The sequence below is a fragment of the Streptomyces sp. NPDC051133 genome (assembly GCF_040682635.1).
In the GTDB taxonomy this organism is placed as follows: domain Bacteria; phylum Actinomycetota; class Actinomycetes; order Streptomycetales; family Streptomycetaceae; genus Streptomyces.
This window is the reverse complement of the sequence record NZ_JBFBBK010000016.1, coordinates 1-22,664: the sequence shown is the minus strand read 5'-3', so window position 1 is coordinate 22,664 and position 22,664 is coordinate 1. Positions and strand designations below refer to the sequence as shown.

25 protein-coding genes are annotated in these 22,664 nt (G+C 71.3%); 14 read left to right on the top strand and 11 right to left on the bottom strand.

Annotation, left to right across the window (positions count from 1 at the left end; translation table 11 throughout):
* Positions 1-31 precede the first annotated feature (31 nt).
* The 4 genes from AB0N17_RS18105 (at position 32) to AB0N17_RS18090 (ending at position 4,100) form a co-directional block, all read left to right on the top strand.
* A complete protein-coding gene (locus tag AB0N17_RS18105) occupies positions 32-985 on the top strand; it encodes an ATP-binding cassette domain-containing protein (protein ID WP_366012322.1) in 954 nt (317 codons plus the stop codon).
* Between the two features lie 3 nt (positions 986-988).
* On the top strand, positions 989-1,759 hold the full coding sequence (locus AB0N17_RS18100) for an ABC transporter permease (RefSeq protein ID WP_366012321.1): 771 nt from the start codon (positions 989-991) through the stop codon (positions 1,757-1,759).
* Positions 1,760-1,860: 101 nt separating this feature from the next.
* The gene (locus AB0N17_RS18095; protein WP_366012320.1) at positions 1,861-3,219 is read left to right on the top strand and encodes an ABC transporter ATP-binding protein; all 1,359 of its coding nucleotides are present in this window, start codon (positions 1,861-1,863) and stop codon (positions 3,217-3,219) included.
* Positions 3,216-4,100 (top strand): ABC transporter permease, encoded by an 885-nt coding sequence (locus AB0N17_RS18090; protein WP_366012319.1) that lies wholly within the window; start codon positions 3,216-3,218, stop codon positions 4,098-4,100. Before AB0N17_RS18095 ends, AB0N17_RS18090 begins: the two co-directional genes overlap by 4 nt.
* Positions 4,101-4,115: 15 nt before the next feature.
* Here the strand turns inward: AB0N17_RS18090 and AB0N17_RS18085 are convergent, their stop codons facing one another.
* A complete protein-coding gene (locus tag AB0N17_RS18085) occupies positions 4,116-4,448 on the bottom strand; it encodes an ATP/GTP-binding protein (RefSeq protein ID WP_366012318.1) in 333 nt (110 codons plus the stop codon).
* A gap of 222 nt (positions 4,449-4,670) precedes the next feature.
* Between AB0N17_RS18085 and AB0N17_RS18080 the strand changes: the two genes are divergently transcribed.
* On the top strand, positions 4,671-5,699 hold the full coding sequence (locus AB0N17_RS18080) for an LLM class flavin-dependent oxidoreductase (RefSeq protein WP_366012317.1): 1,029 nt from the start codon (positions 4,671-4,673) through the stop codon (positions 5,697-5,699).
* Positions 5,700-5,811: 112 nt separating this feature from the next.
* Here the strand turns inward: AB0N17_RS18080 and AB0N17_RS18075 are convergent, their stop codons facing one another.
* Complete coding sequence (locus tag AB0N17_RS18075; protein WP_366012316.1) at positions 5,812-6,204, bottom strand: SCO5389 family protein; 393 nt, start codon at positions 6,202-6,204, stop codon at positions 5,812-5,814.
* Positions 6,205-6,481: 277 nt separating this feature from the next.
* Here AB0N17_RS18075 and nucS point away from each other — a divergent pair, with 277 nt between their 5' ends.
* Complete coding sequence (gene nucS, locus AB0N17_RS18070) at positions 6,482-7,153, top strand: endonuclease NucS (RefSeq protein WP_366012314.1); 672 nt, start codon at positions 6,482-6,484, stop codon at positions 7,151-7,153.
* Positions 7,154-7,222: 69 nt separating this feature from the next.
* On the opposite strand, the gene AB0N17_RS18065 is transcribed toward nucS, so the two are convergent.
* The 3 genes from AB0N17_RS18065 to AB0N17_RS18055 all read right to left on the bottom strand — a co-directional run bounded on the left by AB0N17_RS18065 (position 7,223) and on the right by AB0N17_RS18055 (position 11,320).
* Complete coding sequence (locus tag AB0N17_RS18065; protein WP_366012312.1) at positions 7,223-9,685, bottom strand: ATP-binding protein; 2,463 nt, start codon at positions 9,683-9,685, stop codon at positions 7,223-7,225.
* 294 nt (positions 9,686-9,979) lie between these two features.
* Positions 9,980-10,303 (bottom strand): STAS domain-containing protein, encoded by a 324-nt coding sequence (locus tag AB0N17_RS18060; protein ID WP_366012458.1) that lies wholly within the window; start codon positions 10,301-10,303, stop codon positions 9,980-9,982.
* 168 nt (positions 10,304-10,471) lie between these two features.
* Positions 10,472-11,320 (bottom strand): 3-hydroxyacyl-CoA dehydrogenase family protein, encoded by an 849-nt coding sequence (locus tag AB0N17_RS18055; RefSeq protein WP_366012311.1) that lies wholly within the window; start codon positions 11,318-11,320, stop codon positions 10,472-10,474.
* A gap of 273 nt (positions 11,321-11,593) precedes the next feature.
* Between AB0N17_RS18055 and AB0N17_RS18050 the strand changes: the two genes are divergently transcribed.
* Both AB0N17_RS18050 and AB0N17_RS18045 read left to right on the top strand, forming a co-directional pair.
* A complete protein-coding gene (locus tag AB0N17_RS18050; protein WP_366012309.1) occupies positions 11,594-12,436 on the top strand; it encodes a helix-turn-helix transcriptional regulator in 843 nt (280 codons plus the stop codon).
* Positions 12,418-12,624, top strand: coding sequence for a DUF397 domain-containing protein (locus tag AB0N17_RS18045; RefSeq protein ID WP_366012307.1), 207 nt, complete (start codon positions 12,418-12,420; stop codon positions 12,622-12,624). Before AB0N17_RS18050 ends, AB0N17_RS18045 begins: the two co-directional genes overlap by 19 nt.
* Here AB0N17_RS18045 and AB0N17_RS18040 read toward each other — a convergent pair.
* Positions 12,621-13,259 carry a TetR/AcrR family transcriptional regulator gene (locus tag AB0N17_RS18040; RefSeq protein ID WP_366012306.1) on the bottom strand — a complete coding sequence of 213 codons (639 nt, stop codon included), beginning with the start codon at positions 13,257-13,259 and terminating at the stop codon, positions 12,621-12,623. The genes AB0N17_RS18045 and AB0N17_RS18040 overlap by 4 nt on opposite strands.
* A 79-nt stretch (positions 13,260-13,338) precedes the next feature.
* On the opposite strand from AB0N17_RS18040, the gene AB0N17_RS18035 reads away from it, so the two are divergent.
* Genes AB0N17_RS18035 through AB0N17_RS18025 form a run of 3 tightly spaced genes read left to right on the top strand, consistent with a single transcriptional unit; the run spans position 13,339 to position 15,512 of the window.
* Entirely contained in the window at positions 13,339-14,124 is a 786-nt protein-coding gene (locus tag AB0N17_RS18035; protein WP_366012305.1) for an ATP-binding cassette domain-containing protein, read from the top strand.
* Positions 14,125-14,176: 52 nt separating this feature from the next.
* Positions 14,177-14,926, top strand: coding sequence for an ABC transporter permease (locus AB0N17_RS18030; RefSeq protein WP_366012304.1), 750 nt, complete (start codon positions 14,177-14,179; stop codon positions 14,924-14,926).
* A gap of 13 nt (positions 14,927-14,939) precedes the next feature.
* The gene (locus tag AB0N17_RS18025) at positions 14,940-15,512 is read left to right on the top strand and encodes a cob(I)yrinic acid a,c-diamide adenosyltransferase (protein WP_366012303.1); all 573 of its coding nucleotides are present in this window, start codon (positions 14,940-14,942) and stop codon (positions 15,510-15,512) included.
* A 16-nt stretch (positions 15,513-15,528) separates the two neighbouring features.
* Here AB0N17_RS18025 and AB0N17_RS18020 read toward each other — a convergent pair whose 3' ends face one another.
* Together AB0N17_RS18020 and AB0N17_RS18015 are read right to left on the bottom strand one after the other, a co-directional pair.
* The gene (locus AB0N17_RS18020; RefSeq protein WP_366012302.1) at positions 15,529-16,032 is read right to left on the bottom strand and encodes a DinB family protein; all 504 of its coding nucleotides are present in this window, start codon (positions 16,030-16,032) and stop codon (positions 15,529-15,531) included.
* The gene (locus tag AB0N17_RS18015; RefSeq protein ID WP_366012300.1) at positions 16,029-16,598 is read right to left on the bottom strand and encodes a hypothetical protein; all 570 of its coding nucleotides are present in this window, start codon (positions 16,596-16,598) and stop codon (positions 16,029-16,031) included. Before AB0N17_RS18015 ends, AB0N17_RS18020 begins: the two co-directional genes overlap by 4 nt.
* A 150-nt stretch (positions 16,599-16,748) precedes the next feature.
* On the opposite strand from AB0N17_RS18015, the gene AB0N17_RS18010 reads away from it, so the two are divergent.
* From AB0N17_RS18010 to AB0N17_RS18000, 3 genes are all read left to right on the top strand, one after another.
* Positions 16,749-17,927: a histidine kinase gene (locus AB0N17_RS18010; RefSeq protein ID WP_366012299.1), complete on the top strand. Its 1,179-nt coding sequence runs from the start codon at positions 16,749-16,751 to the stop codon at positions 17,925-17,927.
* The gene (locus AB0N17_RS18005; RefSeq protein WP_366012298.1) at positions 17,924-18,565 is read left to right on the top strand and encodes a response regulator transcription factor; all 642 of its coding nucleotides are present in this window, start codon (positions 17,924-17,926) and stop codon (positions 18,563-18,565) included. The genes AB0N17_RS18010 and AB0N17_RS18005 overlap by 4 nt, the downstream gene beginning before the upstream one ends.
* 138 nt (positions 18,566-18,703) lie before the next feature.
* Complete coding sequence (locus AB0N17_RS18000; RefSeq protein WP_366012297.1) at positions 18,704-20,524, top strand: glycoside hydrolase family 18 chitinase; 1,821 nt, start codon at positions 18,704-18,706, stop codon at positions 20,522-20,524.
* 61 nt (positions 20,525-20,585) lie between these two features.
* Here the strand turns inward: AB0N17_RS18000 and AB0N17_RS17995 are convergent, their stop codons facing one another.
* The 3 genes from AB0N17_RS17995 to atpD all read right to left on the bottom strand — a co-directional run.
* Entirely contained in the window at positions 20,586-21,032 is a 447-nt protein-coding gene (locus AB0N17_RS17995; protein ID WP_366012296.1) for a DUF2550 domain-containing protein, read from the bottom strand.
* A 154-nt stretch (positions 21,033-21,186) separates the two neighbouring features.
* Positions 21,187-21,561, bottom strand: coding sequence for a F0F1 ATP synthase subunit epsilon (locus AB0N17_RS17990; protein WP_361255905.1), 375 nt, complete (start codon positions 21,559-21,561; stop codon positions 21,187-21,189).
* A gap of 112 nt (positions 21,562-21,673) precedes the next feature.
* Positions 21,674-22,664, bottom strand: a 991-nt coding sequence (atpD, locus tag AB0N17_RS17985; protein WP_366012295.1) for a F0F1 ATP synthase subunit beta, incomplete at its 5' end; no start/stop codon positions are given.

The following is a 22,664-nucleotide window of genomic DNA, read 5'->3' as shown; positions in this document are numbered from 1 at the left end:
GGGCCCCCGGCGGCGGTCCTAGCGTGGCCGCATGATCGAGTTGGAAGGGCTGACCAAGCGGTACGGCGAGAAGGTGGCGGTCGACGGGCTCACCTTCTCCGTGCGCCCCGGCGTGGTGACCGGCTTCCTCGGGCCCAACGGGGCCGGGAAGTCCACGACCATGCGGATGATCCTCGGGCTCGACCATCCCACCGCCGGCGACGTCCGGATCGACGGCAGACACTACGACCAGCTCACGGACCCCCTGACGTACGTCGGGGCCCTGCTCGACGCCAAGGCCGTGCACGGCGGCCGGAGCGCCTACAACCATCTGCTCTGCCTCGCGCAGAGCAACGGGATTCCGCACCGCCGGGTGGACGAGGTGCTGGAGACCGTGGGCCTGACCAGCGTGGCCCGCAAGAAGGCCAAGGGGTTCTCGTACGGCATGGGGCAGCGGCTGGGGATCGCGGGGGCGCTGCTGGGCGATCCGCGGATCCTGATGTTCGACGAGCCGGTCAACGGGCTCGACCCCGAGGGCATCCACTGGATCCGGAACCTGATGAAGTCGCTGGCCGCGCAGGGGCGGACCGTGTTCGTCTCCAGCCATCTGATGAGTGAGATGGCGCTGACCGCCGACCATCTGGTGGTCATCGGTCAGGGGCGGCTGCTCTCGGACTCCTCCATGGCCGACTTCATCCGGCACAACGCGCGGTCGTACGTGCGGATCCGCACCCCGCAGCGCGAGCGGCTGCTGGACGTGCTGCACGCGGACGGCATCACCGTCGTCGAGACGGGCGGCGGGGCGCTGGACGTGGAGGGCGGCAAGGCCGAGCACATCGGCGAGCTGGCCGCGCGGAACGGGATCGTGCTGCACGAACTGAGCCCGCAGCAGGCTTCTCTGGAGGAGGCGTTCATGCAGCTGACGGCGGAGTCGGTGGAGTACCACGCCCATGCCGGGCCCGCGCCGGACCGGCAGGACTGGGGCGCCGGCTGGAAGGAGGCCTGAGGGATGGCCGCAGTGCAGGTGATCCGGTCCGAGTGGACCAAGATCAGGTCCGTGGCGTCCACCGTCTGGACGCTGTCGCTGGCGGTGGTCGTCACCCTCGCCCTGGGCACGCTCCTGTCCGCCCTGACCAGGAACCAGTTCCAGGACATGCCCCTGCGGGAGCGGCTCACCTTCGACCCCGTGGTCATCAGCTTCGCGGGCATGGCCCTGGGCCAGCTCGCCCTGATCGTGTTCGGGGTGCTGGTCGTCTCGAACGAGTACAGCACCGGCATGATCCGGGTCTCGCTGGCCGCCGTACCGCGGCGCGGCACCTTCCTCTTCACCAAGGTCGCCGTGGCCGGCGCGCTCGCCCTGGCCGTCGGCATGGCCACGAGCTTCGCCACGTTCTTCCTCGGGCAGGCGATGCTCGGCCCGCTCGGCGCCCGGATCGGTGACCCCGGGGTGCTGCGCGCGGTGATCGGCGGCGGCCTCTACATGATGCTCATCGCGCTGTTCTCCATGGGCGTCGCCGCGATGCTGCGCTCGCCGATGCTCTCGCTCGGCATCCTGATGCCGTTCTTCTTCCTGATCTCCAACATCCTCGCCAACGTCGACGCGACGAAGCGGATCGGCCGCTATCTGCCCGACCAGGCCGGCAGCCGGATCATGCAGGTGGTGCCGGGACTCGGTGACGACACCCCCTACGGCCCCTGGGGCGGGCTCGGGATCATGGCGCTGTGGGTGGCCGCGGCGCTCGCCGGCGGCTACGCGGTGCTCAGGAAGCGCGACGCATAGCTTTACTCCCTCTTGGGCGGAACCGTCAGCGCCTCGATATCCTCCTAACCCTTACGGGGGCGTGTGCCCCGCTGTCCTGAACCTTTCGATGGGTGCGGAGCATGATCGAGGCTGTCGGCCTGACCAAGCGCTACGGCGACAAGACCGCCGTGTACAACCTTTCCTTCCAGGTGCGGCCGGGTGCCGTGACCGGCTTCCTCGGGCCGAACGGCTCGGGCAAGTCGACCACCATGCGGATGATCCTGGGGCTGGACAATCCCACGTCCGGCGCGGTCACCATCGGCGGCTACCCGTACCGCAAGCTGCCCAACGCCCCCCGCCAGGTCGGCGCGCTGCTCGACGCCAAGGCCGTGCACGGCGGCCGGAGCGCCCGCAGCCACCTGCTGAGCCTCGCCCAGCTGTCGGGCATCCCGGCCCGGCGCGTGGACGAGGTGCTCGGGGTGGTCGGCCTCCAGGACGTGGCCAAGAAGCGGTCCAAGGGGTTCTCGCTCGGCATGGGCCAGCGCCTCGGCATCGCCGCCGCCCTGCTCGGCGACCCGCAGGTGCTGCTGTTCGACGAGCCGGTCAACGGCCTCGACCCCGAGGGCATCCTCTGGGTCCGCAACCTGATGAAGGCGCTCGCGGCCGAGGGCCGTACGGTCTTCGTCTCCTCCCACCTGATGAGCGAGATGGCGCTGACCGCCGACCACCTCATCGTGATCGGGCGCGGCCAGCTGCTCGCCGACATGAGCGTGAAGGACTTCATCTCCGCCAACTCCGCCGACTTCGCGCGTGTGCGCACCCCGGACACCGAGCCGCAGCTGCGCGAGAAACTGTCCTCCGCGCTCACCGAGGCGGGCGGCCACGTGCTCCCCGAGCAGGACGGCGCGCTGCGGGTGACCGGGCTGCCGCTGCCCCGGATCAGCGACCTGGCCCACGAGGCCGACGTCCGGCTGTGGGAGCTGTCGCCGCACCAGGCCTCGCTGGAGGAGGCGTACATGCGGATGACGCAGGGCGCGGTGGACTACCGCTCGACGGTGGACCAGAGGGCGGGTCTGCAGCAGCCGCTGCCGGCCGGCGCCCAGCCGCCCGTGCCGGTGCCCGGTCAGGGCCAGCCCGGCTGGTACGCCCCTCCGCCGCCCCAGCAGGGCGGGCAGCCGTTCGCGATGCCGCAGCCGCCCGCGGGGCCGTACGGCGGCCCGCAGCCGGGCCCGTACGGCGCCCAGGGCGTCCCCGCTGCCCCCGGCGCCCCCGCGGCTCCGGGTGCGTCCGCGGCGCCGGGTACCGCCAACCAGTACGCCCAGCAGGCCCCTGCCGCCCCGCAGGGCGCCCCGGCCCCGCAGGCACCGGCGGCCCCGCAGGCACCGGCGGCCCCGGCCGGCCCGCCGCCCGCCGCCGCTCCCCCGGCCCCGGCCGCCGCTCCCGCTCCCGCTCCCGCCTCCGCCCCCGCCGACCTGACCAAGCCCGAGGACGCCCGATGAGCACCCACCAGCCCCCGATGCCGCAGGCACCGGCCGCGCCCGACTGGCAGGCGGCGCCCGGCGGTTCGTACCCCGGTTACACCTCGCCGATCCCGGTCGTGCGCACCCACCTCGGGCACGCGCTCGCCTCCGAGTGGACGAAGATCAAGTCGGTGCGGTCGACGATGTGGACGCTCGGCGTCTTCGTGCTCCTCGTCGTCGGCATCGGCCTGCTCGCCGGAGCGGTGGTCAAGTCCCACAGCTCCTCGGAGAGCATGTCCGGCCAGAACGCGCTCCAGCTCGGCTTCTTCGGCCTGCTCCTCGGCAGCATGTGCATCATCACGCTCGGCGTGCTGACCACGGCCTCCGAGTACGGCACCGGCATGATCCGTACGACGATGACCGCGTGCCCGAGCCGGGTGCGGGTGCTCGCCGCCAAGTCGATCGTGTTCTTCGCCCTCGCCTTCGTGGTCACGCTGGTCACGTCCGGCCTGGTGGCGATGGTCCAGGTGTCCATGCTGGACGGGGTCGGCGGCGCCGAGACGCCGTCGGGCGGCGAGTGGATGAAGGCGACGCTCGGCATCAGCCTCTACATCGCGCTGCTCGGACTGTTCTCGCTGCTCATCGGTTCGGTCATCCGACACTCCGCGGGCGCCATCACCATCATGATCGGCGCGGTGCTGGCCCCGCTGGTGATTGCCCTGTTCATGGCCTCGGAGTCGCTGTCCAAGGTGCGGGAGTGGCTGCTGGAGTACTCCATCCCGAGCCAGATGAGCGTCTTCTACGACAACTCGCTGTCCCACTCCGGCCCCACCGGCTGGGACCCGCTGTGGATCATGCTCGGCCTGACGGCGGCCGCGTTCGCCGGCGCCTTCGCGCTGCTGCAGAACCGGGACGTGTAGCCGCTCGGCGGCCTGTCAGAACCTCGGCGCGTTACGGGACCGCTGCACCCGCGTGGTGCGGCGGTCCTTCGCGTTCCAGCACGCCTTGTGCCAGTGCCGGCGGTCGTCGACGCCCGCGTGCTCCGGCCAGGCGACCACGTGCGGGACGCCGGAGGGGATCATCTGGTCGCAGCCCGGGCAGCGGTAGGTCTTGCCCTCCGCGCTGGCCCCGGCGACGTGGCGCACGTTCCAGTCCTCGCCCTGCCACGCCTCGGACGACTGCCAGCCGCCGTACCGGCCGGCGCGATCGTCCTCGGCGCTGCGGTCCGACGATCCTGCTGCCTTCGGTCGGTTGCGGCGCGGGGACACGGGACACCTCTCGGGGCTGTACAGGAAGCACGGGCTGCTTCCAGCCTACGCGCCGCCGGGAGGGGTACGCGTAGGGAACCAACCCGCACAAGTCGCCCTTGAGGGCGCCCCATTCTGCAGACAATCCGCAAATCTCTCCGCCAGGCCGTGTCCTGGGCACGTGTCAGACGGTTATGCCGGGTGGGGGAGCTCCGGGTCGGAGCCAAGGAAGCAGGAAATGCGATGTACCTAGGAAGTTTTGTGCTGGCCGCCCAGTTCCCGGGCCAGGGTCCCGCGGAGGCCCTGCACCGGGCGGTCCGCTCGGCCGAGGTGGCCGAGCAGGCCGGACTGGACTCGGTGTGGCTGGCCGAGCACCACTTCGTGCCGTACGGCACCTGTCCGTCCGCGGTCACCCTGGCCGCCCAGCTGCTCGGCCGCACCCGCCGCATCCGGGTCGGTACGGCGGTCAGCGTACTGCCCACCGCGCACCCGGTCGCCCTCGGCGAGCAGGCCGCGCTGCTGCATCTGACGAGCGGCGGGCGCTTCACGCTGGGCGTGGGGCGCGGCGGCCCGTGGGTGGACCTGGAGGTGTTCGGCGCGGGCCTGGACGCTTACGAACACGGATTCCCGGAGTCGCTCGATCTGCTGCTGCGCTGGCTGCGCGAGCCGTCCGTGGCGGCCGACGGCGAGCGGTTCTCCTTCCGTGAGGTGCCCGTCGTGCCCCGCCCGTCGGAGGCGCTGACGGACGCCCCGGGACCCGAGGTCGTGGTCGCCTGCACCTCCCCGGCGAGCGTGCGGCTCGCCGCCGAGCGCGGGCTGCCGATGCTGCTCGGGATGCACGTGGGGGACGAGGAGAAGGCGGAGATGGTCGCCCTGTGGCGGCGGCACGCCCGCGCGGCGGGCCGGCCGGCCGAGGAGATCGCGGGCGCCGCCCATGTCTCGGCCGGGGTCTGCCAGCTCGCCGACCGGCGCACGGACGCGGTGGAGACGCTCATGAAGGCGATGCCGGGCTGGCTGAAACAGGGCCTGGAGGCGCATGTGACGGTCGACGGCCGGACGCGGTCGATGCGCGACCCGCACGCCTACACGGAGCTGCTGTGCGGGCTGCACCCGGTCGGCACCCCGCGGCTGGCGGCCGACCGGCTCGCGGCCACCTCCGAGCGCACCGGCATCACCCGCTTCGCCCTGCTCACCGAGGGCTCGGGCGACCTCGCCGCCACGGAGGAGAACCTGCGCCGCCTGGGCGCGGAGGTGCTGCCCCAGGTGCGCTGAACCGTCACGGCCGGCACGGCCGCCTGGGGGGCTTGCCGCCCCAGTACTGGATGCACCTCCCCCGGGTGGAGCGGCAAGCGAGCGGCTCGTCGGCGGCACCGACGGCAGTGCGTCAGCAGTCCCGGAGCTCCGGCGACTGGTTCAGCAACTGGTTGCGCACCGACGTGAAGCGGGCCAGCGTCTCGTCCACCGAGGCGTCCGTCGGGAACACCGCCACCCGGTGGCAGTTCTGGAAGGCCAGCCGCACGCCGAAGTGCCGCTGCAGCGCGCCGCGGATGGCGTCACTCGCCAGCGCGCGCAGCAGCTGACCGCGTGCCTGCTCGTTGGGCGGGGGCGTCTGGTTGTCGGCGAAGGGGCCGCCGTCGACCTTCAGCTGGGCCACCAGGGAGCTGATCATCTCCCACGCGTAGGGCAGGGAGGTCCGGACGCAGTCGACGAATGCTGCTTCGTCGACCTCGCCTCGCTCGGCCTGTTCGAGTAGGGCCGGTGAGACGTCGAGCGACATGGGTTCTCCTCTCGCACCCCCGAAGAGCAGGGGTTGCACGGACAGGTAGGGGAGTTCGCGATTTCGAACACGCTCAGTACAGGGACCGCAACCTCCCGTTCTCTACGGTAGGCAACGGTCGGTGACCACACCAGCAGAATGCGTATATGGAACGGTCCCGTTACGCCCACAATCGGCCAGGGATGAACAAGAGTTTCCAGGGACAATTGGGGCGTTCCCCGGGGAGCGGGATGGGCGAATCGCGCGCACCGCGGGGCGTCGAGTAGCGTTGCCGACCATGCGTCTCGTCATTGCCCGATGCTCGGTCGACTACGCCGGCCGGCTCACCGCCCACCTGCCCTCGGCGCCGCGCCTGATCCTGGTCAAGGCGGACGGCAGCGTCTCCATCCACGCCGACGACCGGGCCTACAAGCCCCTCAACTGGATGTCCCCGCCCTGCACGCTGAAGGAGGGCGCGGGCGACGACGAGGGCGTGTGGACCGTCGTCAACAAAGCGGGCGAGAAACTGATCATCACGATGGAGGAGATCCTCCACGACTCCTCGCACGAACTGGGCGTGGACCCCGGTCTGATCAAGGACGGCGTGGAGGCGCACCTCCAGGAGCTGCTCGCCGACCGCATCGAGACGCTCGGCGACGGGTACACCCTGATCCGCCGCGAGTACATGACCGCGATCGGCCCGGTGGACATCCTGTGCCGGGACGCCGACGGCGGGACGGTGGCGGTCGAGATCAAGCGCCGGGGTGAGATCGACGGCGTCGAGCAACTCACGCGCTACCTGGAGCTGTTGAACCGCGACCCGCACCTCGCGCCGGTCCGCGGTGTCTTCGCGGCCCAGGAGATCAAGCCCCAGGCCCGCGTCCTCGCCACGGACCGGGGCATCAACTGCCAGGTCCTGGACTACGACGCCATGCGCGGCATCGAGGACGACAAGCTCCGCCTCTTCTGAGACCCCCCTCTCGCCTCGGCGCCCCGCTCCGCACTGCCGCGAGCGGGGCGCTCCGCTGTCAGGGGGCCGTCACATCACCGTGCCGGCCATGTCCGGGGACCCCGACCCCGCCCCGCTGCTCTGCGGTGCCGCCGCGGAGCTGCTGGACGCCGCCGGGCCGCTCGCCGTGTCCGTCGTGGCCGGGGACGAGGACGTTCCGGACGACGGCGAGCTGGACGACGGATCCGGGGACGTCGACGGGCTCGACGACGGGGACTTGGACGGCGTCGGGGACTTGGACGGCGTCGGGGACGGCGACTTCGTCGGCTTCGTCGGCTTCGACCCGGACGGGGCCGGTGTCGTGTGCCCACCGCCCGGATGCCTCGTGGCGCTCGGGTCGGCGGAAGGCCCGGCGGTGGCCGGCGGCGTGGGGTCGTCCGTCGTGCCGTAGGTGCCGTCGGGTCCCGGGTCGGTCGCGGCGGGGACGGCCCCGCCCGAGCCGGTCCCGCTCCCGCCCGTGTCCTTCTTCGGGTCCGCTCCCAGGCTGCCGTCGTCCGTGCCCTGGCTGGCCGACGGGTTGACGTCGACCTTCCCGGCCGGGTTCCGGTCCGCGTTCTCCTGGGACGTCATGCCGAGGGTGACGACCGTGCCCAGCACCGCGGCGAGCAGCGCGCCCGAGCCGGCGGCCACCATGTTCCGGCGGGCCAGCCGGCGGAAGCCGACCCGCTGTACGGCCGCCGCCGGGACCACCTGTGTGACGACGGGCTCGCCGAGCGGCGCGTACGGCGGCGGAGCCGACTCCTCGTGCCACGCCTCCGGCAGCTCCTCGCCCGCCGTCGCCGGCGGCCCGGGCACCTCGCCCGCGCGGTCGGCGACCAGCGCCAGGGCACGGCGTCCGGCGACGGTGCCCCGCTTGTCGGCGAGGGCACCGCGCAGCCCGATGGACGCCTCCAGCTCGGAGCGGGCCCGGTCGAGCTGTCCGCCGCACAGCGCCAGGACACCCAACTCGTGGTGAAAATAGGCCTGTTCATGCACCTCGCCGGCCAGCCGCGCGGCTTCGGCGCCGGAGCGCAGGGACCGCTCCCAGGCGCCCCAGTTCAGCCCCGCGGCGAACGCGGGCGCGGCCGTGCGGGCCAGCCGTACCGCGTCGGCCTCCTCGCCCTCGACGGGCGGCAGGGTCCCGGGGAGGATGCCGGTGAGCGCGGCCAGCACCGCGTCGGCCTCCGCGCACACCCGCTCCGGGGTGACCGAGGGGTGACCGGTCCACCAGGCGTAGTGCCGGCCGGCGGTGCGGGCCTGGTCCTCGGCGTCGTCGGCGTATCCCGCGGCCTCCAGCTGGGTCAGGACACCGGCCGCGAGCCGGTAGCGGGAGCCGACCGGGGAGACCAGCCCACAGCCCGCCAGCTCACCGAGGGCGGCGTCCGCGTGGGTGTCGCCGACGAGCGCGGGCAGGTGCGCCTGGTGCGGCACCTCGCCGCCGAGCGCGACCGCGAAGCGCAGGGTGGCCCGGGCGGAGCCGCTGAGCCGGGAGGCGAGCAGCGGGGCGGGCGCGGCGGCCTCGCCGAGGGAGGGCAGCGGCACCCCCTCGGCAGGCTCGACGGGCGGCTCCACGGGCGGCCGTACGTCCTCGAAGACGCCGTACTCGTCCACCGCCCCGGCGCCGGCCCGCAGCTCGTCGCGCTGCCGCAGCAGGGCACCGGCCTGGACGAACCTGAGCGGCAGCCCCTCGGACTCGAACCACAGGTCGCCGGCCCAGTTGGCCTCGTCCTCGGTCAGCACCCGGCCGACGGTCCGCTCCAGGATCTCCACGCCGGCGGCGCGGTCGAGACCGCTGAGGAAGACCTCCTCGACGTCGGCGTCGGCGGAGGGCGCGGGGACGTCCGGGGTGACGGCGAGCAGGAAGGCGCACTCGGGGGTGGCGTCGAGCAGCTCGTCGAGGGCGGCGCCGCCGAACTCGAGGTCGTCCAGGACGACGACCGCGCCGATCTCCCGGACGTGAGCGAGCAGTTCGTCCCGTCCCGGGCGGTGGTGCGGGGCGTCGTGGACGGCGTGGAACAGGTCGTGCAGGACGTCGCCCACGGTGCGGTGGAAGCCGTTCAGGCGCACCACGCCGTCGGGGGCGAGGTCCAGGCAGTCCTCGGCGACCAGGTCGAGCAGGGCGGTGCGGCCGGACCCGCCGGGGCCGGACAGCCGCACGGAGCGGCCCCTGGCCAGCAGCCGGACCAGACGCTCGCGTTCGTCCTGGCGTTCCAGCAGGGACAGCGCCGGCTGGGCGGGGCCGGGCGGCACCGGCGGCCGGGCGGCCCGCTCGGCGTCGGCGCGCTCGGCCGCGGTGCGCTTACGGGGCCTGCCCGGGCGCTCGGCCGGCGGGCAGAGCTCTATCTCGCTGCCGTCGACGGGGTTGACCGTCAGCAGGAGGTCGCCGGAGACGAGCTGCGCCGTGCGGGCGACCGCGGGCACGGCGTGGCCGAAGTCGGAGGTCAGGGATTCCCGGGGCGGGCGGCGGCTGTGCGCCTGGCCGTGCTCCTCGGGTCCCGGGTTGATCGGGTCCATAGGTTCAAGCCCCCCAAAAGCGTCGTGTGCCCGTGTTCCGGCCCCTCCCGGCCTTGTCGCACACCGCGCTGTCGCTTCTGGTCCGGGCCCGCTCCCGAGGGTTGGAGACAGCAGGCGACCGAACCCTAAACCTTCAGTCAGTATCTCCGACAGGGTGGGGTGCCGTGCGGCCCGAGACGTCACAGTCCGGTGAGGATTGCCCTTCACGGGCGGTTCGGCGGCTGCGCCCGGGTCTCCCCCGTCGCCCGGTTCACACCTGATCGGGGCGTCACACCCCGGCGTCACACCCCGGCGTCACACCCTGGGGAGGGACTCCACTCCGATGCCACCCTCGATGGCGAGGATGCGGTGCAGCCGGGTGGCCACCAGCAGGCGCTGCATCTGGAGCGGGACGCCGCGCAGCACCAGACGGCGACCGCAGCGGCCGGCCCGCCGGTGGGCCCCCATGATCACACCGAGTCCGGTGGCGTCCCAGGAGTCCAGTTCGGACAGGTCGAGCACCAGGTCGCCGACTCCGGTGTCGACGGCCGAGTGCAGGGCCGTACGGGCGTCCGCCGCGCTGCGGACGTCGAGGCGGCCCCCGACGACCAGCTCGGCATGGTCGCCCCTGATGTACATATGCGCTCCCCGTTGAGTGCGGTTGGCGTACTCGGTGACGGTGCTGTGCAACGTCTGACTGTGTGAGTGCCGGTGCGGTTGCTGCTTGTAAGCGAACCGATACCGAATTCACCCCTGAGAGTGATACCCCCGGGGTGAATGTCCGGCGTATGTACGTACGGGTGGTTCTCAGTACGTGTAGAAGCCCTGCCCGCTCTTGCGGCCGATGTCACCGGCGTCCACCATCCGGCGCATCAGCTCCGGCGGAGCGAACTTCTCGTCCTGGGACTCGGTGTAGATGTTGCCGGTGGCGTGCAGCAGGATGTCCACGCCGGTCAGGTCCGCGGTGGCGAGCGGGCCCATGGCGTGACCGAAGCCCAGCTTGCAGGCGAGGTCGATGTCCTCGGCCGTGGCGACGCCGGACTCGTACAGCTTGGTCGCCTCCACCACGAGGGCGGAGATGAGGCGGGTGGTCACGAAGCCCGCGACGTCCCGGTTGACGACGATGCAGGTCTTGCCGACGGACTCGGCGAACGCCCGCGCGGTGGCGAGGGTTTCGTCGCTGGTCTTGTAGCCGCGGACCAGCTCGACGAGCTGCATCATCGGCACCGGCGAGAAGAAGTGGACACCGACGACCCGCTCGGGGCGCTCGGTGGCCGCCGCGATCTTGGTGATCGGGATGGCGGAGGTGTTGGACGCGAGCACGGTGTCCTCGCGCACGATCTTGTCGAGCGCGCGGAAGATCTCGTGCTTGACCTCCAGCTTCTCGAAGACGGCCTCGACGACGATGTCGACGTCGTCGGCGGCGTCCAGGTCGGTCGTCGCGGTGATCCGGGCCAGGGCGGCCTCGGCGTCGTCCGCCGCCAGCTTGCCCTTGCTCACGAACTTGTCGTACGACGCCTTGATGCCGTCGGTGCCACGCCTCAGTGCCTCGTCGGTGACGTCCCGCAGGACGACGTCCCAGCCCGCCTGTGCGGCGACCTGAGCGATACCGGACCCCATGAGACCGGCGCCGATGACGGCCAGCTTCCGTGCCACTGACGACTCCCTTGAACGCTCTCCAAGTCTGCTTCTTCGGCGGACCATAGCGCTCCGGAGCGGCTGTGTGAGCGGTAAGTAATGCGCGTCACGTCTCATCTGACGGACATCACACCGGCAGTGGCGGGGGCCACCCAATTGGGCTCGTTTCCGGCGCCGTTCGAACGATGTCCGCGTGGCCCCTTTTTCACCCGATGGGTTGAGGCGCCGCGTGTGTTCCGGGCCATACGCTGCATGTCCGATTCGCTCCACATTGACCATGGAGGGTGGGCCATGCCGGCGCGAAGGGTGGTCACGGGACGCAGCCAGGAGCCCCGGCGGCGGTACGCGGAGGAGCTGCGCCGGCTCCGCACCTCCCGCGGGCTGAGCCTGCGCGCACTGGCCGACGCGGTGGGGTGGGATCCCTCCCTCTTCAGGAAACTGGAGAGCGGGGAGACTTCGGGCAGCCCCGAGGTCGCCGAGGCGCTGGACCGGTACTACGGCACACCGGGACTGCTGCTGGCGATGTGGGAGCTGGCCGTGGGGGATCCGACGCAGTTCAGGGAGCAGTACCGGCGGTACATGGTCCTGGAGTCCGAGGCGGTGAGCCTGTGGCACTACTCGGTGAGCGCGCCGCCGGGCCTGCTGCAGACGGCCGGGTACGCGCGCGAGGCGCTCGCGGCGGGCTGGATCAAGGAGCATGAGCTGGACCAGCAGATCGAGGCACGCCTGGGACGGCGCCAGCTGCTGGAGACCGAGCACCCTCCGCTGTTCCGCGTCATCCTCTCCGAGGCGGTGCTGCGCACGGCGCTGCGCGACACCGGAGCGTGGCGTGAGCAGTTGGAGCACTTGGTGGAGGCATCCGAGCGCCCGAACATCACCCTCCAGGTGCTGCCGTTCAGCGCCGGGCCCCATGGCCTGACGAACACCGCCGTCATGTTTCTCAGGCTCGCGGACGGCCGCACGGTGGCCTACTCCGAGAACGACCTGCGCGGCGAACTTGTCGAAGAAAACTCCTCAGTTGAGCTGCTGCAGCGTAGGTACGATGCGATGCGCGACCTCGCGCTGTCCCCGGCGGAGTCGCGCAAGTTCATCCTGCGGAGGCTGGAGGAAATGCCGTGCGAGACATCGACCTGAGCGGTGTGACCTGGCGCAAGAGCAGCCACAGCAACACGAGCGGCGGCGAGTGCCTCGAAGTCTGCGACAGCATCCCCGCCGCCGTCCCCGTCCGGGACAGCAAGTCCCCCGACGGCCCGGTCCTCCTCGTCGCACGCGGCCCGTGGTCGTCGTTCGTCACGGCCGTCGGCAGCGGAGCCTTCCGCTAACCCGTGCGCACCGCATAGCCGAGGACCGGCTCGCTCAGCAGGTCCTCGATGTCGTCCAGCAGCGCGAGCACCTCCCGCGAGACCTCGCCCGGATCGCGGCCCTTGACCATCTCGCGTGCGATGACCTCCATGACCGTGCCGTGCACCCAGCTGATCTGACCGGCCATCAGCTGGGGCAGCTCGTCGTGGTCGCCGGCTCCGGTCTCCTCCCGCAGCGCCTGTTCCAGGTTGGCCTGGACCTCCTGGGAGATGGCCCACAGGCGGGAGCGCAGGGCGGGGGCGTCCTCGATGACCTGACGGAACCGGGCGTAGCCGGGCATCAGGCCGATCCGCGGGGAGACGGCCGTGACCTCCTCGCGCAGTTCGCGCAGGACCGCGGCGGCGGCCGACTCCCCCTCGGGCCGGCCGCGGACCCAGCGGGCGAGGCGGTCGGCGACGCCGGCCGAGCGGTCGAGGAAGAGGTCTTCCTTGGCCGGGAAGTAGTTGTAGACGGTGTTGACGGAGACGTTCGCCGCGTCGGCGATCTCCGCGACCGTCACGGCCTCGAAGCCCCGCTCCAGGAACAGCCCCGTGGCGACGTCCGAGATGTACTGCCGGGTCTGCCGCTTCTTCCGTTCCCTCAGCCCTTCCGCCATGCCCGCATCCTATCTTCGCTGGAGCGGATGAAAACTTGGGGTCATTGCAAAATTTAGGGGACTCTGTTTTTCTGTCGGCATGACAGCAGTCATCAGCGCGGCGGGACTCGCCCGCACCTTCCAGACGAAGACCGGGCCCGTGGAGGCCGTACGCGGGATCGACCTGAGAGTCCGGGAAGGCGAGATCCTCGGCTTCCTCGGGCCCAACGGCGCCGGCAAGACGACCACCCTGCGGATGCTCACCACCCTGCTGCGGCCGACCGGCGGCGCGGCCACCGTCGCCGGGCACGACCTGGCGACGGATCCGGCCGGAGTGCGCGCGGTGAGCGGGTATGTCGCCCAGTCCGGCGGGGTCGATCCGCAGATCACCGTGCGGGAGGAACTGGTCACCCAGGGCCGCATGTACCGCCTGCCGAAGGCCGAGGCGGTCCGGCGCGCCGAGGAGCTGGCCGCCGAGCTGGACCTCGCCGGTCTGCTCGACCGCAGGACCGGTGCCCTCTCCGGTGGCCAGCGGCGCCGGCTGGACATCGCGATGGCGCTCACCCACCGCCCGAAGGTGCTGTTCCTGGACGAGCCGACGACCGGCCTCGACCCCGGCAGCCGCGCCGACCTGTGGGCGCTGGTCCGGCGGCTGCGCGACGAGCACGGCACCACGGTCTTCCTGACCACCCACTACCTGGACGAGGCCGACGCGCTCGCCGACCGCCTGGTGATCGTCGACGGCGGCACGGTCGCCGCCGAGGGCACGCCGGGCGCGCTGAAGCTGGCGTACGGCGGCTCGCTCGACGCCACGCTCCAGGACGCCTTCCTCGCCGTCACCGGCCGCGGGCCGGTCCCGGCCGACTCCGCCCCCGTGGCCGTCTGAGACCCGTAACCGCGCCGGACCCACAGGACCCATCCACAGGACACAGAGACAGATGCTTCTTCACGACACGGGCCTCGTCTACGGCCGCTATCTGCGCCAGTCGCTGCGCTCCCGCTTCGCCCTGCTCTTCGGAGCGCTGACACCCCTGCTCTACCTGGTCTTCTTCGGCCCCCTGCTCACCGGCCTGCCCCTGGGCGGCGGGGGCAGCTCCTGGCAGGTGCTGGTACCCGGCCTGCTGCTGCAACTCGGCCTGTTCGGTGCGCTGTTCGCCGGGTTCATGGTCATCCTCGAGAACGGGCAGGGGGTGCTGGAGCGGATGCGGGTGACCCCGGTCAGCCGGCTCGCCCTGCTGCTCGGCCGGGTGCTGCGCGACGCCACGGTGTTCGTCTTCCAGGCGGTGCTGCTGGTGCTGGCCGCGCTGGTGATGGGGCTGCGCGCACCGGTCGGCGGGATCCTGATCGGCTTCGCGTTCGTCGCCCTGCTCACCGCCTCCCTGGCCTCGCTGTCGTACGCGGTGGGGATGCGGGTCCGCACCCCGCAGGAGTTCGGCCCGCTGATCAACATGGTGTCGATGCCGTCGATGCTGCTGTCCGGCCTGATGCTCCCGATGAGCCTCGCACCGGCCTGGCTGGACGTGCTCTCGCACTTCGTGCCGTTCCGCTATCTGGTGGACGCGATGCGGGACGCGTACGTCGGCCGGTACACCACGGCGCACATGCTCTACGGCGCCCTCGTCGCCGTCGCCTTCGCGGGAGTCACCGTGACAGTGGGCACACGTGTGTTCCGCCGGGCCGGGGCGTAACTACGCTGGTCACATGGTCAATCTGACGCGCATCTACACCAGGACCGGGGACAAGGGCACCACCAACCTGGGCGACATGAGCCGGGTGCCCAAGACCGACCTCAGGATCTCCGCCTACGCGGACGCCAACGAGGCCAACGCGGTGCTCGGCACCGCGATCGCGCTGGGGGGCCTGGACGAGGATGTCGTGCAGGTCCTCACCCGGGTCCAGAACGACCTGTTCGACGTGGGCGCGGACCTGTCGACACCGGTGGTGGAGAACCCGGAGTTCCCGCCGCTTCGGGTGGAGCAGTTCTACATCGACAAGCTGGAGGCGGACTGCGACCGCTTCAACGAGCGGCTGGAGAAGCTGCGGTCCTTCATCCTGCCCGGCGGCACCCCGGGCGCGGCCCTGCTCCACCAGGCCTGCACGGTCGCGCGCCGGGCCGAGCGCTCGACCTGGGCGGCCCTGGAGGTCCACGGCGACGCGATGAACCCCCTCACCGCGACCTACCTGAACCGCCTGTCGGACCTGCTGTTCATCCTGGCCCGCACGGCGAACAAGGAGGTCGGGGACGTGCTGTGGGTGCCGGGCGGGGAGCGGTAGGACCGCCCGGCGGCGGTCAGGCGCCGGTGCGGCCGTCGGCCATCTCGCGCAGGATGTCGAGGTGGCCGTTGTGCCGGGCCGTCTCCTCGATGAGGTGCAGCAGGATCCAGCGCAGGTCGGGCGCGCTGCCGTCGTCCCGCTTGCGCCGGGCCCCGGTGTCGAGTCCGTGCGCGGCGATCAGCTCGTTGTGCCGGGCGCAGTCCTCGGCGTACTCCTGGAGCAGCCGGGACAGCGGGACGTCGACGGCGATGCGCATCTCGCGGTCGGGGTCCTCGTCGGTCCAGGGGCCTTCGTCCTCCTCCCCGAGGAAGACGACCCGGAACCAGTAGTACTCGACCCAGCGCAGGTGGCTGATCAGGCCGCTCAGGGTCATCAGCGGCGAGCCGGGCAGCGGGGCCTTGCGGGCGTCGTCGTCGGAGAGTTCCTCGCACTTGGCGCGCGCGGTGGCGCGGACGTAGTCGAGGAAGGTGGTCAGCTGGGTGCGCTCGTCCCAGGCGGGAGGCGTGTCCGTGCGTGTCATCGCCGGGATGATCTCCCGGCGTCCGCACGGGTGTCGAGCGATTTCTTCGGGAACAGCGTGTAGCTGCCGGCGATGATCACGTTGATGCCGATCACCCACAGCAGGCGCAGTTGCCACTGGCGCAGCGGGCCGCTGCCGCCGGCGGGGCCGACGTACCAGACGGCCGCCTGGAGCAGGGCGAGGGCGACCGCGCAGGCCAGTGTCCAGCGGCCCGCGACCTTCCATTCGTGGACGGCGCGGGCCGTGCCGTAGCGCGGCGGCTTCGGCGGGGGCGGGCCGCCGGCGAAGCGGTGCGCGATCCGGGCGTCGGCCCACCGGATCGTCGAGTGGCCGAGCCCGACGGTGAAGCCGATGTAGACGGCGGCCAGGCCGTGCCGCCAGTCCGGCCGCGCGCCGTTCCTCAGGTCCACCGCCGTCACGACGAACAGCACGACCTCCAGCAGCGGCTCGCACAGCAGCAGCGCCAGTCCGGTGCGCGGCATCCGCAGGGCGTACCGGAAGGCCAGTCCGGCCGCCAGCAGCACCCAGAACGCCACCTCACAGGCGACGACCAGTCCGACGATCACGGTTCGCTCCCCTCGCTCACCCTCAAGGCTCCCGGCGGCCGGCGCGCGGGGCGTCGTCGGCGCGGTCGAATCCGCGGTAAACGAAAGGTGCAGTCCCGGACCGTACCCGGGGACCACGCCGGCCACGGCGGGGCCGTGTTGGATGGGTGCATGGCTCTCGCGCTCCCCCGCCCCCACCGTGACGACGTACGGATCGCCGTGGGCGGACTGCTCGGCGGGGTGCTGCTGTGGGCGCTCGGCCTCCATCCGCGCGTGCCCTCGGCCCCGGTCGTGCTGTGCGCGGCGCACTGGGCCCCGCTGGTGCCGCTGGCGGTGACGGCCGCCTGCGAGCCGTTGCGCCGCACCCGGCCCCGCTTCGCGCTGCTGGTCGGCACGCTCGCGCTGACCGCCGACACGGTGACGGTCGGCAACATCGCCACGGTGGTGCTGTACACCGACCTCATGTACGCGGCCGTCCTGTACGGCACCCCGGCATCCGCCCGCCGCATCCCGTGGATCACCGGGCTGCTGACGGTGCTCGGCGGGGTCGTACCGGCCGCACTCTGGCGCGACCCGGCAGCGCTGCTGATCGGTGTGGGCGTCGGGGTCGTCGCACTGGCGCCCGCCGCGACCGGATGGGTGGTGCGAGACCACCGTGACGCCGCCGAGACCGCCCGGCTGCGCGCCGAACAGACCGCGCTGCTGGCGGAGATGGACCGGGTGCAGGCGGTCACCGCGGAACGGGCACGCATGGCACGGGAGTTGCACGACATGGTCGCCAACCACCTGTCGGCGATCGCCATCCACTCCACCGCCGCGCTGTCGATCGACGACCCCCGGACCTCGCGGGACGCCCTTACCGTGATCCGGGAGAACAGCGTGGACGGGCTGGCCGAGATGCGACGCCTGATCGGCATTCTGCGCGACAGCGGCGGCGGCCTGGAGCCGGCCGCCACCCCCACCCTCGACGGTCTGGCGACCCTGGTCGAGGGCGCCCGCACCAACGGCCTGACCATCCGCCTCGACGCAGACCACGGCCAGGTGCCCGCGCCGGTGGAGCTGGCCGCCTACCGGATCGTGCAGGAGTCGCTGACCAACGCCCTCAAGCACGCGGCACCGGGACCCGTGCGGGTCTGTCTGCGACAGGCCGAACGCACCCTGCACGTCCAGATCACCAGCCCCTACCGGCGCGGCGACGGCCCGCGTGCTCCCGGCTCGGGCTCCGGTCTCACCGGGATGCGCGAGCGGGCGGCGCTGCTCGGCGGTGACTTCACGGCCGGGCCCGTGGCCGGCCTGTGGAGCGTTCGTGCCACGCTTCCCCTCACCGGAACCGAAGGAGACCGCCCGTGATCCGTGTCCTGGTCGCCGAGGACCAGTCCGCCGTACGGGCCGGGCTGGTCCTCATCCTGCGCAGCGCGCCCGACATCGAGGTGGTGGGGGAGGCGGAGGACGGTGTGCGGGCCGTCGAGCTGGTGCGGGAGCTGAGGCCCGACCTGGTGCTGATGGACGTTCAGATGCCGCGCCTCGACGGGGTGTCGGCGACCCGGCAGATCGTCGCGGAGCGGCTCGCGGACGTCCTCGTGCTGACCACCTTCGACCTGGACGAGTACGTGTTCGGCGCGCTGCGCGCGGGCGCGTCCGGGTTCCTGCTGAAACACACCGACGCCCGGGGTCTGCTGGAGGCCGTGCGGACGGTGGCGCGCGGGGAGGGGATCGTCGCACCGGCCGTCACACGGCGACTGCTCGCCGAGTTCGCCGCGGCGCCCCGGCGGGAGGAGAGGGCCGACCCGGCCGTCCTCGGCAGCCTCACCCGGCGCGAGCGCGAGGTGCTGTCCTGCGTCGGGCAGGGGCTGTCCAACGCGGAGATCGCCGAGCGGCTGGAGATGGCGGAGGGCACGGTCAAGTCGCACGTCAGCCGGCTCCTGGGCAAGCTGGATCTGCGCAGCCGGGTCCAAGCCGCCGTACTGGCGCAGGAGTTGAAGATCTAGGGGGAACGACAGGGGCCGCACAGGAGAATTGGTCCAGACCTATTGACCCGTGGTCCAGACCTTCCTACTCTCGCAGCACCGTGGGCGTGAAGGCTCAGTCATGCCCCTGTCACCCACCCCTACCGAGGGAGGCGCAGCATGCGCTTCAGACACAGAGCCGCGGCAGGGTTCGCGACCCTGTTGCTCCCCCTGGCCGGCCTCGTCGGTCTCGCGAGTCCCGCCCAGGCCGCGACCAACGCGACCGCGAGCTTCACCAAGACCAGCGACTGGGGTACCGGCTTCGGCGGTCAGTGGACCGTCAAGAACACCGGTACCAGCAGCATCAGTTCCTGGACCGTCGAGTGGGACTTCCCCTCCGGCACGTCCGTCACCTCCGCGTGGGACGCGGACGTCACGAACTCCGGCACCCACTGGACCGCCAAGAACAAGTCCTACAACGGCACCATCGCCCCCGGTGCCTCCGTCTCGTTCGGCTTCAACGGCGCGGGCCCCGGCTCCCCGTCCAACTGCAAGCTGAACGGCGACAGCTGCGACGGCACGACCGTCCCCGGTGACGCGGCCCCCTCCGCCCCCGGCACCCCGACCGCCTCCAATATCGCCGACACCTCGGTGAAGCTCTCCTGGAGCGCGGCCACCGACGACAAGGGCGTCAAGAACTACGACGTGCTCCGTGACGGCAAGGTCGTCGGCACCGTGACGACGACGTCGTACACCGACACCGGCCTCACCGCCGGCACCGACTACTCCTACACCGTGCAGGCCCGCGACACCGCCGACCAGACCGGCCCGGTCAGCGGCGCGGTCAAGGTGCACACCACCGGTGGCGGTACCACTCCCCCGCCCAGCGGCGACAAGGTCAAGCTCGGCTACTTCACCGAGTGGGGCATCTACGGCCGCAACTACAACGTCAAGAACCTGGTGACGTCGGGCAGCGCCGCCAAGATCACGCACATCAACTACGCGTTCGGCAACGTCACCAACGGCCAGTGCGCCATCGGCGACTCCTACGCCGACTACGACAAGGCCTTCACCGCCGACCAGTCGGTGAGCGGCGTGGCCGACACCTGGGACCAGCCGCTACGCGGCAACTTCAACCAGCTGCGCGAGCTGAAGGCCAAGTACCCGAACCTGAAGGTGCTGTGGTCCTTCGGCGGCTGGACCTGGTCCGGCGGCTTCGCGCAGGCGGCGGCCAACCCGACCGCCTTCGCGCAGTCCTGCTACAACCTGGTGAAGGACCCGCGCTGGGCCGATGTCTTCGACGGCATCGACATCGACTGGGAGTACCCGAACGCCTGCGGTCTCTCCTGCGACACCAGCGGGGCCGCCGCCTTCAAGAACGTGATGGCCGCGCTGCGCGCCAAGTTCGGCTCCTCCGCCCTGGTCACCGCGGCGGTCACGGCCGACGGCTCCTCCGGCGGCAAGATCGAGTCCGCGGACTACACAGGTGCCTCCCAGTACGTCGACTGGTACAACGTGATGACGTACGACTTCTTCGGCGCCTGGGACGCGCAGGGCCCGACCGCCCCGCACTCCCCGCTCACCTCGTACTCCGGCATCCCGAAGGCGGGCTTCACCACCGCCGACGCGATGGCCAAGTACAAGGCGGCCGGCGTCCCCGCGAGCAAGCTCCTGATCGGCATCGGCTTCTACGGCCGCGGCTGGACCGGCGTCGCCCAGGACGCCCCGGGCGGCACGGCCACGGGCCCGGCGGCCGGCACCTACGAGCAGGGCATCGAGGACTACAAGGTGCTGAAGTCGTCCTGCCCGGCCACCGGCACCGTCGCCGGCACGGCGTACGCCCACTGCGGCAGCAACTGGTGGTCGTACGACACCCCCGCCACCATCGCCTCCAAGATGAGCTGGGCGAAGTCGCAGGGGCTGGGCGGTGCGTTCTTCTGGGAGTTCAGCGGCGACACCGGCAACGGTGAGCTGGTGAACGCCATCAGCAGCAACCTGTAGTCGGGCACATCAGAGCCACATTCGCTCCCCCTCGGCTTCGTCTGGGGGAGAGTGAATGTGGCTACGCCACATTCACTCGCTGTCCGGGCGGGGCTGCTTCCAGCCACGCGAGGAATCCGGTCAGCGCGTCTTCGCTCATCGCGAGTTCGAGGCGGGTGCCCCGATGGGTGCAGGCGAGGACCACCGCGTCGGACAGCAGCGCCAGCTCCTCCTCGCCCTCGGGCAGCCGGCGCCCCGCCACCTCGATGGCGGCGCGCTCCAGGGTGCGGCGCGGGCGGAAGCCGTAGGAGAAGACCCGGTACCACTCGATGCGGTCGCCGTTGTAGCGGGCGACCCCGTAGGACCAGCCCTTGCCACCGGTGTCCGGTTTCTCGGGCACGTCCCAGCGCAGCGAACAGTCGAAGGTGCCGCCGGAGCGCTGGATCAGCCTGCGGCGCAACCCGAACAGGAACAGTCCCACCACCACGAGCGCGACCACGATCCCGCACACAGTCAGAGCGAGGACCATCGGCACCGACCTCCTCGTCTCCCAGGCAGTAGCACTGCACTTGTCGTTGAGTAATGAAACTGGAAAAACACCCACATCTGCCTCAGCCGCGACCGGCACCGGATTGCTCCGGGCCGGCCGCGGCTGAGTGACGTCAACGTACCGCGCGACTGGGTCAGCGGGCCGTCGCAGCACGCAGGCGGACATCCGCGCGGCGCTCGGCGGCGGCGTCGCCCTCCGCCTTCGCGCGCTCCAGCTCCCGCTCCGTGCGCTGGACATCGATCTCGTCCGACAGCTCGGCGATCTCGGCCAGCAGGGACAGCTTGTCGTCCGCGAACGAGATGAAACCGCCGTGCACCGCGGCGACGACCGTTCCACCTTCACTCGTACGGATGGTCACCGGGCCCGACTCCAGCACACCGAGCAGCGGCTGGTGACCGGGCATGACGCCGATGTCGCCGGACGTGGTGCGCGCGACGACCAGGGTGGCCTCACCGGACCAGACCTGGCGGTCGGCGGCGACCAGCTCGACGTGCAGCTCAGCAGCCAAGGGTGGCTCCTCGGGTCACCACCCGGCAGGGGTGCCGGGTGTTGGGGTCAATTCTAAGGGGCGTGAGTGAGGGGGCGGGACGCGCCCGCCCCCTCAGACGAACTCAGGGAGTTCAGGAGACGCCGAGCTCCTTGGCGTTGGCCTTGAGGTCCTCAATGCCACCGCACATGAAGAACGCCTGCTCGGGGAAGTGGTCGTACTCGCCGTCGCAGATCGCGTTGAACGCGGCGATCGACTCCTCCAGCGGCACGTCCGAGCCGTCCACGCCGGTGAACTGCTTGGCGACGTGGGTGTTCTGGGACAGGAAGCGCTCCACGCGACGGGCACGGTGGACGACGAGCTTGTCCTCCTCGCCAAGCTCGTCGATACCGAGGATCGCGATGATGTCCTGCAGGTCCTTGTACTTCTGCAGGATGTTCTTCACGCGCATGGCCGCGTTGTAGTGGTCCGCGGCGATGTACCGCGGGTCCAGGATCCGGGACGTCGAGTCCAGCGGGTCCACGGCCGGGTAGATGCCCTTCTCCGAGATCGGACGGGACAGAACCGTCGTCGCGTCGAGGTGGGCGAAGGTGGTGGCCGGGGCCGGGTCGGTCAGGTCGTCCGCGGGGACGTAGATCGCCTGCATCGAGGTGATCGAGTGACCACGGGTCGAGGTGATGCGCTCCTGGAGGAGACCCATCTCGTCGGCCAGGTTCGGCTGGTAGCCCACCGCGGAGGGCATACGGCCGAGCAGGGTCGACACCTCGGAACCGGCCTGCGTGAAGCGGAAGATGTTGTCGATGAAGAACAGCACGTCCTGCTTCTGGACGTCACGGAAGTACTCGGCCATGGTCAGGCCGGCCAGCGCGACGCGCAGACGGGTGCCCGGGGGCTCGTCCATCTGGCCGAAGACCAGCGCGGTCTTGTCGATGACGCCCGAGTCGGACATCTCCTCGATGAGGTCGTTGCCCTCACGGGTGCGCTCACCGACACCGGCGAACACGGAGACACCGTCGTGGTTGTTGGCGACGCGGTAGATCATCTCCTGGATGAGCACCGTCTTGCCGACGCCGGCACCACCGAACAGACCGATCTTGCCGCCCTTGACGTACGGGGTCAGCAGG